The organism is uncultured Porphyromonas sp., from assembly GCF_902489635.1.
Taxonomy (GTDB): domain Bacteria; phylum Bacteroidota; class Bacteroidia; order Bacteroidales; family Porphyromonadaceae; genus Porphyromonas.
Genome location: NZ_CABUAN010000005.1, coordinates 35,322 through 49,252, shown reverse-complemented (window position 1 = coordinate 49,252; position 13,931 = coordinate 35,322). Strand labels below are relative to the sequence as shown.

General features: G+C 49.9%; 27 protein-coding genes. All 27 read left to right on the top strand.

Features of this window, described 5'->3' with window-relative positions; translation table 11 throughout:
* The first annotated feature begins 19 nt into the window (after positions 1 to 19).
* A complete protein-coding gene (gene rplC, locus RDM37_RS01960; protein ID WP_297113510.1) occupies positions 20 to 637 on the top strand; it encodes a 50S ribosomal protein L3 in 618 nt (205 codons plus the stop codon).
* Positions 637 to 1,260: a 50S ribosomal protein L4 gene (gene rplD, locus RDM37_RS01955; RefSeq protein WP_299367289.1), complete on the top strand. Its 624-nt coding sequence runs from the start codon at positions 637 to 639 to the stop codon at positions 1,258 to 1,260. Before rplC ends, rplD begins: the two co-directional genes overlap by 1 nt.
* 27 nt (positions 1,261 to 1,287) lie before the next feature.
* Entirely contained in the window at positions 1,288 to 1,581 is a 294-nt protein-coding gene (gene rplW / locus RDM37_RS01950) for a 50S ribosomal protein L23 (protein WP_007365572.1), read from the top strand.
* 3 nt (positions 1,582 to 1,584) lie between these two features.
* Positions 1,585 to 2,418, top strand: coding sequence for a 50S ribosomal protein L2 (gene rplB / locus RDM37_RS01945; RefSeq protein ID WP_308554600.1), 834 nt, complete (start codon positions 1,585 to 1,587; stop codon positions 2,416 to 2,418).
* 31 nt (positions 2,419 to 2,449) lie between these two features.
* On the top strand, positions 2,450 to 2,713 hold the full coding sequence (gene rpsS / locus RDM37_RS01940; RefSeq protein WP_004331550.1) for a 30S ribosomal protein S19: 264 nt from the start codon (positions 2,450 to 2,452) through the stop codon (positions 2,711 to 2,713).
* Positions 2,714 to 2,754: 41 nt separating this feature from the next.
* Complete coding sequence (gene rplV, locus RDM37_RS01935) at positions 2,755 to 3,168, top strand: 50S ribosomal protein L22 (protein WP_025882899.1); 414 nt, start codon at positions 2,755 to 2,757, stop codon at positions 3,166 to 3,168.
* A 5-nt stretch (positions 3,169 to 3,173) separates the two neighbouring features.
* On the top strand, positions 3,174 to 3,923 hold the full coding sequence (gene rpsC / locus RDM37_RS01930) for a 30S ribosomal protein S3 (RefSeq protein ID WP_299367284.1): 750 nt from the start codon (positions 3,174 to 3,176) through the stop codon (positions 3,921 to 3,923).
* Between the two features lie 15 nt (positions 3,924 to 3,938).
* Positions 3,939 to 4,373 (top strand): 50S ribosomal protein L16, encoded by a 435-nt coding sequence (gene rplP / locus RDM37_RS01925; RefSeq protein ID WP_004331541.1) that lies wholly within the window; start codon positions 3,939 to 3,941, stop codon positions 4,371 to 4,373.
* 21 nt (positions 4,374 to 4,394) lie between these two features.
* A complete protein-coding gene (gene rpmC / locus RDM37_RS01920; RefSeq protein ID WP_293964713.1) occupies positions 4,395 to 4,589 on the top strand; it encodes a 50S ribosomal protein L29 in 195 nt (64 codons plus the stop codon).
* A gap of 25 nt (positions 4,590 to 4,614) precedes the next feature.
* On the top strand, positions 4,615 to 4,869 hold the full coding sequence (gene rpsQ / locus RDM37_RS01915) for a 30S ribosomal protein S17 (protein WP_025882895.1): 255 nt from the start codon (positions 4,615 to 4,617) through the stop codon (positions 4,867 to 4,869).
* A gap of 3 nt (positions 4,870 to 4,872) precedes the next feature.
* A complete protein-coding gene (gene rplN / locus RDM37_RS01910; RefSeq protein WP_293964711.1) occupies positions 4,873 to 5,238 on the top strand; it encodes a 50S ribosomal protein L14 in 366 nt (121 codons plus the stop codon).
* An 18-nt stretch (positions 5,239 to 5,256) separates the two neighbouring features.
* Positions 5,257 to 5,577 carry a 50S ribosomal protein L24 gene (gene rplX / locus RDM37_RS01905; RefSeq protein WP_298888802.1) on the top strand — a complete coding sequence of 107 codons (321 nt, stop codon included), beginning with the start codon at positions 5,257 to 5,259 and terminating at the stop codon, positions 5,575 to 5,577.
* Between the two features lie 2 nt (positions 5,578 to 5,579).
* Positions 5,580 to 6,134: a 50S ribosomal protein L5 gene (gene rplE / locus RDM37_RS01900; RefSeq protein WP_308554599.1), complete on the top strand. Its 555-nt coding sequence runs from the start codon at positions 5,580 to 5,582 to the stop codon at positions 6,132 to 6,134.
* Positions 6,135 to 6,149: 15 nt separating this feature from the next.
* Positions 6,150 to 6,428 (top strand): 30S ribosomal protein S14, encoded by a 279-nt coding sequence (gene rpsN / locus RDM37_RS01895; protein ID WP_308554598.1) that lies wholly within the window; start codon positions 6,150 to 6,152, stop codon positions 6,426 to 6,428.
* Positions 6,429 to 6,916: 488 nt separating this feature from the next.
* Positions 6,917 to 7,312, top strand: a complete 396-nt coding sequence (gene rpsH, locus RDM37_RS01890) for a 30S ribosomal protein S8 (RefSeq protein ID WP_025882890.1) — start codon at positions 6,917 to 6,919, stop codon at positions 7,310 to 7,312.
* Between the two features lie 21 nt (positions 7,313 to 7,333).
* On the top strand, positions 7,334 to 7,885 hold the full coding sequence (rplF, locus tag RDM37_RS01885) for a 50S ribosomal protein L6 (protein ID WP_308554597.1): 552 nt from the start codon (positions 7,334 to 7,336) through the stop codon (positions 7,883 to 7,885).
* Between the two features lie 30 nt (positions 7,886 to 7,915).
* Positions 7,916 to 8,260 carry a 50S ribosomal protein L18 gene (rplR, locus tag RDM37_RS01880; protein ID WP_004331528.1) on the top strand — a complete coding sequence of 115 codons (345 nt, stop codon included), beginning with the start codon at positions 7,916 to 7,918 and terminating at the stop codon, positions 8,258 to 8,260.
* Positions 8,261 to 8,275: 15 nt separating this feature from the next.
* Entirely contained in the window at positions 8,276 to 8,794 is a 519-nt protein-coding gene (gene rpsE / locus RDM37_RS01875) for a 30S ribosomal protein S5 (protein ID WP_004331511.1), read from the top strand.
* Between the two features lie 24 nt (positions 8,795 to 8,818).
* Positions 8,819 to 8,995 (top strand): 50S ribosomal protein L30, encoded by a 177-nt coding sequence (gene rpmD / locus RDM37_RS01870; protein ID WP_293964705.1) that lies wholly within the window; start codon positions 8,819 to 8,821, stop codon positions 8,993 to 8,995.
* Between the two features lie 23 nt (positions 8,996 to 9,018).
* Positions 9,019 to 9,480: a 50S ribosomal protein L15 gene (gene rplO / locus RDM37_RS01865; RefSeq protein ID WP_004331553.1), complete on the top strand. Its 462-nt coding sequence runs from the start codon at positions 9,019 to 9,021 to the stop codon at positions 9,478 to 9,480.
* An 11-nt stretch (positions 9,481 to 9,491) separates the two neighbouring features.
* Complete coding sequence (secY, locus tag RDM37_RS01860) at positions 9,492 to 10,838, top strand: preprotein translocase subunit SecY (protein WP_308554596.1); 1,347 nt, start codon at positions 9,492 to 9,494, stop codon at positions 10,836 to 10,838.
* Positions 10,839 to 10,880: 42 nt separating this feature from the next.
* Positions 10,881 to 11,672: a type I methionyl aminopeptidase gene (gene map / locus RDM37_RS01855; protein ID WP_299367270.1), complete on the top strand. Its 792-nt coding sequence runs from the start codon at positions 10,881 to 10,883 to the stop codon at positions 11,670 to 11,672.
* A 1-nt stretch (position 11,673) separates the two neighbouring features.
* Positions 11,674 to 11,892 (top strand): translation initiation factor IF-1, encoded by a 219-nt coding sequence (gene infA / locus RDM37_RS01850; RefSeq protein WP_293965512.1) that lies wholly within the window; start codon positions 11,674 to 11,676, stop codon positions 11,890 to 11,892.
* Positions 11,893 to 11,927: 35 nt separating this feature from the next.
* Positions 11,928 to 12,044, top strand: a complete 117-nt coding sequence (gene ykgO / locus RDM37_RS01845; RefSeq protein ID WP_004331524.1) for a type B 50S ribosomal protein L36 — start codon at positions 11,928 to 11,930, stop codon at positions 12,042 to 12,044.
* An 83-nt stretch (positions 12,045 to 12,127) separates the two neighbouring features.
* The gene (rpsM, locus tag RDM37_RS01840; protein WP_299367266.1) at positions 12,128 to 12,508 is read left to right on the top strand and encodes a 30S ribosomal protein S13; all 381 of its coding nucleotides are present in this window, start codon (positions 12,128 to 12,130) and stop codon (positions 12,506 to 12,508) included.
* Between the two features lie 12 nt (positions 12,509 to 12,520).
* Entirely contained in the window at positions 12,521 to 12,907 is a 387-nt protein-coding gene (gene rpsK / locus RDM37_RS01835) for a 30S ribosomal protein S11 (RefSeq protein ID WP_007365587.1), read from the top strand.
* Between the two features lie 415 nt (positions 12,908 to 13,322).
* Positions 13,323 to 13,928, top strand: a complete 606-nt coding sequence (gene rpsD, locus RDM37_RS01830) for a 30S ribosomal protein S4 (RefSeq protein WP_308554595.1) — start codon at positions 13,323 to 13,325, stop codon at positions 13,926 to 13,928.
* Positions 13,929 to 13,931 lie beyond the last annotated feature (3 nt).

Below are 13,931 nucleotides of genomic sequence, written 5' to 3'. Positions count from 1 at the left end.
AGAGTAATCAACTACAGAAATGCCAGGATTATTAGGAAAGAAAATCGGAATGACTTCCGTATTCAGTGCCGAGGGCGTTAACGTGCCATGCACTGTCATCGAAGTAGGTCCTTGTGTAGTGACTCAAGTAAAGACTGCTGACCGTGATGGGTATGAAGCGATCCAGCTGGGCTTTCAGGATGCTAAAGACAAGCATACGACACGCCCACTGCAGGGACACTTCAAAGCAGCCGGAGTAACTAACAAGCGCCACTTGGCCGAGTTCATGGGCTTTGGATCAGATTACAAGCTCGGTGATGAGATCACCGTAGAGCTCTTCAACGATACCCACTATGTGGATGTACACGGGACGAGCAAGGGTAAGGGATTCCAAGGCGTAGTCAAGCGTCACGGATTCGGCGGTGTCGGTCAGTCGACACACGGTCAGGATGACCGTCTACGTGCGCCCGGTGCTGTCGGTGCATGCTCTTACCCTGCAAAGGTCTTCAAGGGTACACGCATGGGTGGACAGATGGGCAATAAGCGCGTCACGGTACAAAACCTCGAAGTGATCAAAGTAATGCCCGAGCACAATATCCTCGTACTCAAGGGTAGCGTGCCTGGAGCTAAGGGTTCAATCATAGCAATAGAGAAGTAATGGAACTATCAATCTACAATATACAAGGTGAAGATACGGGACGTAAGATAGCCTTGGAGAGCTCCGTCTTTGGTATAGAGCCCAATGATCACGCTATCTATCTAACCGTCAAGCAGTACCGCGCTAACCAGCGTCAGGGTACGCACAAAGCCAAGGAGCGTAGTGAGATGAGTGGATCTACACGCAAGCTATTCCGCCAGAAAGGTACGGGTGGTGCTCGTCGTGGTGATATCAACTCTAACATCCTACGTGGTGGTGCGCGCGTCTTCGGACCTCGTCCACGCAGTTACAGCTTCAAGCTCAATAAGAAGCTCCGCCAGCTAGCACGTCGCAGTGCCCTCACCTACAAGGCTCAAGACAATCAGATCATGGTACTGGATCAGCTCTCATTCGAGACGCCCAAGACCAAGTCTTTCGTGAGCATGGCAAAGGCACTCAACGTAGATGGACAGAAGACTCTCTACGTAGTCTCACAGATAGAGGATACCGTAGCACTCAGTGCTCGTAACATCCCTGGTGTCAGCATCATACGTGCTCAAGATCTCAATACTTATTGTGTGCTGGATTGTCGCAAGATAGTCTTCACAGAGGATGCTCTAGCACAGGTCAATGAGATGTTTTAAGTAGAAACACACTAGTAGAGCATTGATATGGGAATCATAATCAAACCAATAATCTCAGAGAAGATGACAGCAATCACTGAGAGCAATCAGCAGCGCTACGCCTTTTTAGTAGCACCCACTGCAAACAAGATTGAGATACGTAATGCTGTCGAGAAGATGTACAACGTCAAGGTCGATAGTGTCAACACCTGTCGCTACGACGGTAAGCGCTCTAGTCGCTATACCAAGTCGGGTGTCATCACGGGTCGTAAGCCAGCCTTCAAGAAGGCTTTCATAACGCTCCAGGGTGAGGATACAATCGATTTCTTTAGCAATATATAAGCAATGGGAATCCGTAAACTAAAGCCCGCAACGCCGGGGCAAAGACACAAAACTATTGGTGCATTTGACGCCATCACTGCCAGTGCACCAGAGAAGTCTCTTGTAGTTGGAGCTCGTAAATCGGGTGGTCGTAACAATACTGGCAAGATGACCATACGCAACGTAGGCGGTGGTCACAAGCGTAAGTATCGTATCATCGACTTCAAGAGAACGAAGGATGGCATCCCCGCTACAGTCAAGAGTATCGAGTATGATCCAAACAGATCATCTCGCATCGCACTCCTATACTATGCCGATGGAGCTAAGAGCTATATCATCGCTCCTAACGGACTGACTGTAGGCCAGCAAGTGATGTCAGGTGAAAACGCAACACCTGAGGTAGGTAACGCACTACCACTAGCTAAGGTACCTGTAGGTATGATCGTGCACAACGTGGAGCTACGCCCTGGTCAGGGTGGTAAGCTGGTACGTAGTGCTGGTGCCTTCGCACAGCTGGTAGCTCGTGAAGATAATTATGTCGTACTACGTATGCCTAGTGGAGAGACTCGCCGTATCCTCGCTGCATGCAAAGCTACGATAGGTAGTGTCGGTAACTCTGACCACGCACTCGAGAGATCAGGCAAGGCTGGCCGTACACGCTGGCTAGGTCGCAGACCACGAGTACGCGGTGTGGCTATGAACCCTGTCGATCACCCAATGGGTGGTGGTGAGGGTCGTGCCTCCGGAGGACACCCACGCTCACGTACGGGTCTATACTCTAAGGGTCTTAAGACGAGAGCTCCTAAGAAGCACTCCTCTAAGTACATCATCGAGAGAGCCGCTAAGCGTAAGAAGTAATCATTGTATCATTTAAGCAAGAACTAAACACATGAGTCGTTCACTTAAGAAAGGGCCATTTATCAGCGTCAAGCTCGAAAAGAAAGTTTTGGCTATGAATGAAAGTGGCAAGAAATCAGTCATCAAGACTTGGTCTCGCGCCTCAATGATTTCTCCAGACTTCGTGGGACATACGATCGCCGTACACAATGGCAAGAGTTTTATACCTGTATTTATTACAGAGAATATGGTGGGTCACAAGCTCGGAGAGTTCGCTCCTACGCGTACCTTCCGTGGTCACTCTGGCAATCGCTAGTTAGCACCCTGTAATAAATCGAATCAAAGTAATTATCACACATGAGTGCCAATAATCAAGATACAATAGAGACGACTGCTCAGGAGACTGTGACACAGCCCGCTGTAGCTAAGCTACGCAACGTGCCCACATCTCCTCGTAAGATGCGTCTAGTCGTCGACAACATAAGAGGCATGGAGGTAGAGCGCGCGATGGCTACCCTGAGATTTAGCTCTCGCCGTGTAGCTGCTCAGCGTGTCGAGCAGCTCATACGTAGTGCTGTCTCCAACTGGGAGCAGCTCAACGGCCGCAAGGCTGACGAGGGTGAGCTCTACGTCTCCAAGGTTTATGTAGACGAGGGTGTCACACTCAAGCGTCTACGCCCAGCCCCACAGGGCCGTGGCTACAGAATCCGCAAGCGTTCGAATCACATCACTGTGTGGGTCGACCAAATAGTTAATAACGTAGCTAAGTAACTGACATGGGACAGAAGATTAATCCAATAGCAAACAGACTCGGCTACATACGTGGTTGGGACTCTAACTGGTATGGTGGTCGCAACTATGGCGATACCCTAGTAGAGGATGACCGTATCAGAAAGTACCTACACACAAGACTGTCAGGTGCCCTCGTGAGCCGGATCATCATAGAGCGCGCCCTTAAGGTCATCACCATAACGATATGCACTGCTCGCCCCGGCATGATCGTCGGTAAGGGTGGTCAAAACGTGGAGAACCTCAAGGCGGAGCTTAAGAAGGTCACTAAGGCTGACAACATACAGATCAACATCTACGAGGTGCGCAAGCCTGAGGTTGATGCCGTCATCGTGGCTAACGATATAGCACGCAAGCTAGAGGGACGTATGTCATACCGACGTACTGTCAAGATGGCTATCGCAAATGCTATGCGCGCTGGTGCTGAGGGTATCAAGATACAACTCTCTGGTCGTCTCAACAATGCTGAGATGGCTCGCTCAGAGCTATACAAGGAGGGACGTACTCCGCTACATACACTACGTGCTGACATCGACTACGCTCAGGCTGAAGCACTCACCAAGGTGGGTATGATAGGTGTCAAGGTATGGATCATGAACGGCGAGGTATATGAGCGCCGCGATCTAGCACCTGACCTCTCACAGCCACGCCGTCAGGCAGGGCGCCGAGGTGGTGACTCTCGTGGTGAGCGTCGCGGTGGGTTCCGTCGTGGAGGACGTAATAGATCTAATCGCTAATCAAAGACCACAGCTATGTTACAACCTAAGAAGACTAAATTTAGAAGGCAACAAAAGGGCCGCATGAAGGGCAATGCACAGCGTGGCAACCAGCTCGCATTTGGTTCTTTTGGTATCAAGAGCCTAGAGAGTAAGTGGATCACAGGCCGTCAGATAGAGGCCGCTCGTATCGCAGTAACGCGTTACATGCAGCGTCAAGGACAGGTCTGGTGCCGCATCTTCCCCGACAAGCCAATCACAGCAAAGCCTGCTGAGGTGCGAATGGGTAAAGGTAAAGGTAATCCCGAGGGATTTGTCGCTCCTGTGACTCCCGGTCGTATGCTCTTTGAAGTAGAGGGCGTACCCTACGAGGTCGCAAAGGAGGCTCTACGTCTGGCTGCTCAGAAGCTACCAGTCACGACAAAGTTCGTCGTACGTCGAGACTTCGACGCTGCTAACCCTAATGTTTAATCCGCTAGACCTTATACAGCTATGCAGATAAGCGAAATCAAAGAGCTCACAACGGAGGAGATCCGTGAGCGCATAGAGGCTGAGCAGGCTTCCTACCAGCAGAAGAGGATAGACCACTATGTCTCTCCAGCTGAGAATCCTGCAGCTTTTAGAGAGCAGCGTCGCACGATCGCTCGTCTCAAGACTGTCCTCGCTGAGCGAGAGACAAATAACTAACCCTGCAGAATAGACTGATATTCACATGGAAAGAAAACACAGAAAAGAGCGCATCGGGATCGTCACCAGCAACAAGATGGACAAGACCATCACCGTAGCCTCACGCTTCAAAGAGAAGCACCCTATATATGGTAAGTTCGTCAGCAAGACTAAGAAGTACTATGCACATGACGAAAAGAATGAAACGAACATCGGTGACCGTGTCCGCATCATGGAGACACGCCCTCTGAGCCGCACCAAGCGCTGGAGACTCACCGAGATTATAGAAAGAGCGAAGTAAACTATGATACAGCAAGAATCAAGACTCAATGTAGCAGACAATAGTGGTGCTCGCGAGGTACTCTGTATCCGTGTACTCGGTGGTACGCGCCGCCGCTATGCTTCGGTCGGAGATGTCATCGTGGTGACTGTCAAGAGCGTCATCCCCTCTAGCGATATGAAGAAGGGAACTGTCGCTAAGGCTCTCATCGTAAGAACCAAAAAGGAGATACGTCGTACAGACGGCTCTTACATCCGCTTTGATGACAACGCCTGCGTACTACTCACCCCCAGTGGAGAGCTACGTGGTACACGTATCTTCGGACCTGTAGCTCGTGAGCTACGTGCCGTCAATATGAAGGTCGTGTCTCTAGCTCCTGAGGTCCTTTAACTTATAGAGAGAATAGAGATGAGCAAGTTTCATATCAAGAAAGGCGACATCGTCATGGTAAACGCTGGCGAAGACAAGGGTAAGACAGGACGTGTCCTCAAGGTACTTGTCAAGAAGCAGCGTGCGATCGTCGAGGGGCTTAACATGGTATCTAAGCATACCAAGCCCAATGCACAGAACCCCCAGGGAGCTATTCTCAGCATGGAGGCTCCAATACATATATCTAACCTGAATGTGCTAGATCCTCAGTCTGGCAAAGGGACGCGTATAGGACGTCGCCGTGATGACAACGGTAAGCTAGTACGCTTCGCTAAGAAGTCAGGAGAAGTAATTAAGTAACTATGGCACTGACAGTAAATCTTAAGAAGCAATACAACGAGCAGATCGCTCCCGATCTGATGAAGCACTTTGCCTACAAGAGTAGCATGCAGGTGCCTCGCCTAGAGAAGATCGTCATCAATCAAGGCCTGGGCATGGCTACAAGTGACAAGAAGATCATCGACGTCGCAATCGATGAGCTCACACAGATCACCGGACAGAAGGCAGTAGCAACATACTCACGTAAGGATATATCCAACTTCAAGTTGCGTAAGCAGATGCCTATCGGTGTCATGGTGACACTGCGTGGTGATCGTATGTACGAGTTCCTCGAGCGTCTCGTACGTGTCGCCCTCCCACGTATCCGTGACTTCAAGGGTATCAACTCTAAGCTGGATGGTCGTGGTAACTATACACTAGGTATCTCAGAGCAGATCATCTTCCCTGAGATCAACCTCGATAGCATCACGAAGATACTAGGGATGAACATCACTTTTGTGACCTCAGCTCCTACCGATGAGGAGGGCTTCGAGCTACTCAAGCGATTTGGACTTCCCTTCCGTACTACTAATAAGTAAGATACATATAGGTTTATGGCAAAAGAATCAATGAAGGCCCGTGAGGCCAAGCGCCAGAAGCTCGTTCAGAAGTATGCGAAGCGTCGTGCTGAGCTCAAGGCTGCCGGAGACTACGAGTCTCTGCAGAAGCTACAGACACTCCCTCGCAACTCTTCTTCCGTGCGTCTGCACAACCGCTGCAAGATCACGGGACGTCCCAAGGGTTATATGAGACAGTTTGGCATCAGCCGTATCCAGTTCCGCGAGATGGCTTCTACCGGTCTTATCCCAGGGGTGAAGAAAGCCAGCTGGTAACAAATCTCTCGTCGACTCCCACATACGAGGACAAAAACTCTTATAGGCAGATGCAAATCGCCTAGAGAGAGTTATAGGACTTAGATATACTACGCTGAGAGCGAGTTAGAGCATTGTCTACCGCCTGTATGGCAGGTGTGATATGCTCTCGACGGACTCCAAAAGTTTTCATAGTATCTAGACTATTCGTATCTTTGCCCAGAATTGTCCTCTCATATAGCTCCTCTTAACAGGAAGAATGTATGAGACGCTCGCACTCTTTGGAGTGAGAGCATGGGGCGATGATTGACAGCGAATCAATTAAATATTGTCTGGGGTAGCCTGTCCCTTACAGCTCTCGATCTCGGTACTCGTGACTCTATAACTATATGATGATCACCGCCTTCATACAAGGAGTGGAGATCTTAAGATAGAGGAGTCGACGATGCCTCGGAGAGAAGCTATAAGCCAGTCAGGAACCCTCCAGATCAATTTAATCTTAATACACAATGACAGATCCAATAGCAGATTATCTCACCCGATTGCGCAATGCAATCAAAGCGGGTCACCGTGTGGTAGAAATCCCAGCTAGCAACATCAAGAAGGACATCACCAAGATCCTCTTTGATAAGGGCTACATCCTCAACTATATGTTTGAGGAGGAGGGATGCAAAGGAACCATCAAGGTCGCCCTCAAGTATGACCTCTCGAACAAGGTCAATGCAATCAAGAGCCTCAAGCGTGTCTCACGCCCAGGCTTACGTAAGTATGTAGGCTACAAAGATATGCCTCGCGTACTCAATGGACTAGGTATCGCCATCCTATCTACATCTCACGGCGTCATGACAGACAAAGAGGCTCGTGAGCTCAAGATCGGTGGTGAGGTACTATGTTATGTATATTAATCCTCCTTATAGCAAAGTAATATGTCTAGAATAGGTAAACTACCCATAGCTATACCACAGGGCGTGACCGTCTCTCAGGAGGATCACTACGTAACAGTAAAGGGCCCCAAGGGTGAGCTCAAGCAATATATAGATCCTCGCATCGAGGTTTCAGTCGAGGACGGAGAGATCACACTCACACGTCACTCAGATGAGCGTCAGGAGCGCTCGCTACATGGTCTCTACCGTCAGCTAATCCACAACATGGTGACGGGTGTACACGAAGAGTTCACCCATACACTCGAACTGATAGGTGTCGGCTATCGTGCTACCAATCAGGGGCAGATCCTAGAGCTCTCACTAGGCTTCACACACGCTATCTATCTGGTACTCCCAGACGAGATCAAGATCGAGACGCAGATGGTGCGTAATCAGACCCCTAAGATCATCCTAAAGTCTTGCGACAAGCAGCTACTAGGACAGGTCTGTGCTAAGATTCGTTCATTCCGCAAGCCAGAGCCATACAAGGGCAAGGGTGTCCGCTTCCTCGGTGAGGAGGTACGCCGCAAGTCTGGTAAGACGGCTGCTAAGTAAGTCGTATCCACTATCTAAGTAAAGAGTCATATGAACAAGAAAGCACAAAGAAGAAAGCACATCAAGACACGTGTGCGTGGCAAGATAAGTGGTACACCCCAGAGACCACGTCTGTCTGTATTCAGAAGCAATAAGCAGATCTACGCGCAGGTCATCGACGATATAGAAGGACGTACCCTAGCAAGCGCCTCCTCACTTAAGATGGAGACCTCTGGTACTAAGAAAGAGGTCGCCGCTCAGGTAGGGCAGGAGATAGCTCGTGTAGCTCTGGCTGCTGGTATTGATACAGTGGTTTTCGATCGTAATGGATATCTCTATCATGGTCGTGTCAAGGAGCTAGCTGATGCAGCTCGTACAGGAGGTCTCAAATTCTAAATCATAGAGCACATCATGGCAATAGCAACAAATAGAGTCACAGCTACCAATGATCTAGATCTTAAGGATCGCCTAGTAGCTATCAATCGAGTAACTAAGGTCACGAAAGGTGGTCGCACCTTTACCTTTGCTGCGATTGTTGTCGTCGGTAACGAGGATGGCGTCGTAGGATATGGTATGGGTCGTGCCAGCGAAGTGCCTGCAGCCATCGCCAAGGGCGTAGAGGCTGCCAAGAAGAATCTTATACGTGTACCCATCCACAACGGCACCATACCTCATGAGCAGATCGGTCGCTTCGGTGGTGCTCGCATCTTGCTGCGCCCCGCTTCTGCCGGTTCGGGAGTCATCGCCGGTGGTGCTATGCGTGCGGTACTAGACAGTGTAGGTGTTACAGACGTCCTAGCCAAGAGCCAGGGATCGACGAACCCCCACAACCTCGTCAAGGCTACCATCGCAGCACTTGCTGAGCTACGTAGCCCCTTGATGGTTGCTCAGAGCAGAGGTATCTCTGTAGAGCGCGTGTTTAAAGGATAATCACCTAGACAAGTAAAGAGTATTATGGCAAAAATCAGAATCGAGCAAGTCCGTAGTCGCATACGGTGCAACAAGTCTCAGAAGCGCACCCTCGATGGTCTAGGTCTTCGCAAGATGCACCAGATTGTAGAGCATGAGGATACCCCTCAGATCAGGGGTATGGTGGCCAAAGTACACCACTTGGTTCAGGTCGTAGAGTAATAAAATATAGACAGATAATAGCAATGGACTTATCTACACTTAAGCCAGCCGAGGGCTCTGTCAAGTCTCGTCGTCGCATCGGTCGTGGTCAGGGTTCTGGCCGTGGTGGTACGTCTACACGTGGACACAAGGGAGCCAAGTCTCGCTCTGGATACAAGCATAAGGTCGGATTTGAGGGTGGTCAGATGCCTATACAGCGTCGCCTACCTAAGTTTGGCTTCAACAACATCAATAGGGTAGACTATCGTCCTGTGAACCTCGCAGCTCTCGAGCACTTGGCACAGGATACTACATTCTTCCCTAATCAAGCAGAGACAGCCGTCATCACCAAGGATATACTAGTCGCTGCTGGTCTAGCCTCACGTAATGATTTAGTAAAGATCCTAGCACAGGGTGAGCTGACACGACCCATACAGGTCGAGGCTGACGCTTACTCGGCACGTGCCAAGGAGCTCATAGAGGCTCAGGGAGGATCGATACAATAAGATAAGCTGATATGCGGTTAGTAGATACAATTAAGAATATATGGAAGATTGAGGATCTGCGTAAGCGGATTCTCATCACCATCCTGTATGTGGTCATATACCGATTAGGTAGCTTCGTCGTATTGCCTGGAGTCAACCCCGATACACTGACCAGTCTAGCCAGTCAGACCAGTGAAGGTCTGATGGCACTGCTCAACATGTTTTCGGGAGGTGCCTTCTCCAATGCTTCGATATTTGCTCTAGGTATCATGCCTTACATCTCGGCAAGTATCGTGATGCAGCTGGCAGCGATCATCATCCCCTCCATGCAGAAGATGCAGCGAGAGGGTGAGAGCGGACGACGCAAGATCAATCAGTGGACACGCTACCTGACGGTGCTGATCCTCTTGATACAGGCTCCTGCCTATCTGTTGAATCTAGACATGCAGCTACGCGCTGCTGGAGCGTCGCTACCTTCGGGCTTCATGTATCGTGTATTTGCTACCGTCATACTAGCTGCGGGCAGTATGTTTGTCCTTTGGCTGGGTGAGCGTATTACAGACAAGGGTGTCGGCAATGGTATCTCATTCATCATCCTTATCGGTATTATCGCTCGTCTGCCTCATGCGCTGATAGCAGAGTTTAACTTCCGTCTCATCAGCTCATCTGGAGGACTTGTGGCATTTCTTGCTGAGATCGTATTCCTACTGTTCGTCACTGCTGGAGCTATCCTACTCGTACAGGGTACACGCAAAGTGCCCGTGCAGTATGCCAAGCGTGTAGTGGGTAATAAGCAGTATGGTGGCGCACGTCAGTATATCCCTCTTAAGGTGAATGCTGCCAACGTGATGCCTATCATCTTCGCTCAGGCGATCATGTTTATACCTATCTCACTAGCCAGCTACTTCACCGGAGGAGATGGTACACCCTCACGCTTTATCCAGGTATTGTCAGACAATACAAGCTTCTGGTACAACTTCATCTTTGCTACGTTGATCATCCTTTTCACCTATTTCTATACGGCGATTACGATCAACCCCACACAGATGGCCGATGACCTCAAGCGCAACAATGGATTTATCCCAGGCGTCAAGCCAGGGCGTAGCACGCGAGACTATCTCGATGGTATCATGGATCGTATCACACTACCTGGAGCACTCTTCCTAGCAATAGTTGCTATCATGCCAGCCTTTGCTCAGATCCTGGGTATTAGCTCGGCGTTTGCACAGTTCTTTGGAGGTACATCACTGCTGATCCTCGTAGGTGTCGTCCTAGATACGCTACAGCAAGTCGAGAGTCACCTCTTGATGCGTCACTACGATGGTCTACTCAAGAGTGGACGTATCAAGGGACGTACAGGGTCCGTATCAGCATATTGATACTCCACAGGTAGCGTTGTTTCATTTGATATATTCGACTAGATGATTTACCTAAAGACACCAGAGGAGATAGAGCTGATGCGTGTGGCCAACAGGCTCGTTGGCGAGACCTTGGGAGAGGTGGCAAAGCACATTGCTCCTGGAGTTAGCACCAAGCAGCTAGACACGATCGCCTATACGTTTATATGTGATCATGGAGCTACTCCTGCGTTCTTAGGTTATGGCGGCTTCCCAGCTAGTATCTGTACCTCGATCAATGATCACGTGGTGCATGGCATCCCATCAGATCGAGAGATACTACATGAGGGAGACATCATCTCCGTAGATTGTGGTACGCATATCAACGGCTTTACCGGAGATAGTGCTTATACCTTTGCGGTAGGGGAGATCGATCCCGAGGTAGAGCGTCTGCTGACGGTCACTCGTGACTCCCTCTATCTAGGTATCAAGCAAGCTGTCGAGGGGCATTACGTCGGGCACATCGGGGCGGCAGTCCAGCGTCACTGTGAGGCACAGGGCTATGGCATCGTCCGTGAACTCGTGGGGCATGGTATCGGGCATGAGATGCACGAAGATCCCAACGTCCCTAACTACGGTCATCCAGGATTTGGTCCCAAGCTACGAGCAGGTATGTGTATCTGCATCGAGCCTATGGTGACGATGGGACGACGCAAGGTCGTCTTCGAGTCCGACGGATGGACCGTCCGTACGCACGACGGCAAGCCCGCAGCGCACTTTGAGCACTGCATAGCTATCATGCCTGATGGGCAAGCTCCGCAGATCCTATCTACATACGAGTATATCAAAGAAGTCTTAGGCACACGAGAGTTTTAATATGGCTAAACAAACAGCTATTGAACAGGATGGAGTCGTTCTTGAGGCATTGAGCAATGCCATGTTCAAGGTACAGCTTCAGAACGGGCATGTCATCACAGCCCATATATCGGGTAAGATGCGTATGCACTTCATCCGCATACTGCCAGGAGACAAAGTGAAGGTAGAGATGTCTCCGTACGACCTCACACGTGGTCGTATCTCCTATAGATACAAGTAATCAAGTCATAGCGACAATCAGAATAAGAGCATACTATGAAAGTCAGAGCATCAATCAAAAAGCGATCAGAAGACTGTAAGATCGTCAGACGCAAAGGTCGTCTGTACATCATCAATAAGAAGAATCCTAAGTTCAAGCAGCGTCAAGGATGAGCTTAGGAATGACGCTCCGCACATCATCTAGGATGACGGAGAGTCAGCTTATCACGCAACAAACATCACACAGTATATAGAGTATGGCAATAAGAATCGTCGGCGTCGATCTGCCGCAAAACAAAAGAGGTGAGATAGCCTTGACCTATATATATGGTATAGGTCGTAGCAGTGCTGCTCGCATCTTGGATGCTGCAGGAGTCGATCGCAACATCAAGGTCCAGGATTGGACAGATGATCAAGCTGCAGCTATCCGTGAGCAGATCTCCAATGGCTACAAGGTCGAGGGTGATCTGCGTGGCGAGACACAGCTCAACATCAAGCGTCTCATGGACATCGGCTGCTACCGAGGCATCAGGCATCGTCTAGGACTCCCCCTACGTGGGCAGAGTACTAAGAACAATGCCCGCACACGTAAGGGTAAGCGCAAGACAGTCGCTGGTAAGAAGAAGGCAACTAAGTAATAAAACCACCTTATGGCAAAGAAAACCGTAACAAAAAAGAGAGCAGTCAAGGTCGATGCCCAGGGGCAGGCGCACATACACTCTTCTTTCAATAACATCATCATCACCCTCACCAATAGTGAGGGACAGGTCATCAGCTGGTCATCAGCTGGTAAGATGGGATTCCGCAGCTCTAAGAAGAACACTCCCTATGCCGCTCAGCTCGCAGCTCAAGACTGCGCTAAGACAGCATTCGATCTAGGGCTACGCAAGGTCAAGGCTTATGTCAAGGGACCAGGCAATGGTCGTGAGTCAGCTATCCGCACCATCCACGGTGCTGGTATCGAGGTGACAGAGATCATCGACGTCACACCACTACCACACAACGGCTGTCGTCCTCCTAAGAGACGTAAGGTTTAGTTGCTACAAGATAGAATCACAGCTACCTATAGAGCGGTCACACCGACCTTGTAGTGATAGCTAGGAGAGTCCGCAACAGGACTTTATCCCTACTTAATCTACAGAATAGACTGCCTAGTCAGTCCTTGGTGCCGGTCGCACATAGCAAGCTCCACAGATAGGTCTTAGCTCAGATATAGACTCAAGATAGTGACTCTGTAAGTCGACAGACGTAGTGTGAGATTGATGCGGTTGCTCATTTACTTTCCCTCTTATTCTAATCGCATCGCGGCTGCTCTATATGCGCCGTCACTTCTAGACTTACTACTTGAGATATGATCCCCGCCTCGACCCTGACACAGCTGAGAGAGGCTCTGCCTCACTCGAGCATCCTGTAGAGCAGATGTATGGAGTAGCATTAAAATGAAATAGAACAATGGCAAGATATATTGGTCCTAAGTCCAAGATCGCACGAAAGTTTGGTGAGCCCATCTTTGGTGCAGACAAAGTCCTGAGCAAGAAAAACTACCCTCCAGGTCAGCACGGCAACAACCGTCGTCGCAAGCAGAGCGAGTATGCACTCCAGCTCCGCGAGAAGCAGATGGCTAAGTACACCTACGGGGTCCTAGAGCGTCAGTTCCGCAATCTCTTTGAGAAGGCACAGCGCACCTCAGGCATCACAGGTGAAGTACTGCTACAACTCCTCGAGTCTCGTCTAGACAACGTTGTCTTCCGTCTAGGCATTGCTCCCACGCGTGCTGCTGCACGTCAGCTCGTTTCTCACCGTCACATCGTCGTCGATGGTGAGGTGGTCAACATCCCCTCCTATACGCTCAAGCCCGGACAGATCATCGGTGTACGTGAGCGTGACAAGTCTATGGAGGTCATCGCAGACTCTCTTGCTGGATACAATCATAGCAAGTATCCATGGCTAGAGTGGGATGCACGTACCTACAGTGGTAAGTTCCTCAACGTACCTACACGTGAGGAGATCCCCGAGCCCATCAAGGAGCAGCTCATCGTCGAATTGTATTCTAAGTAACCC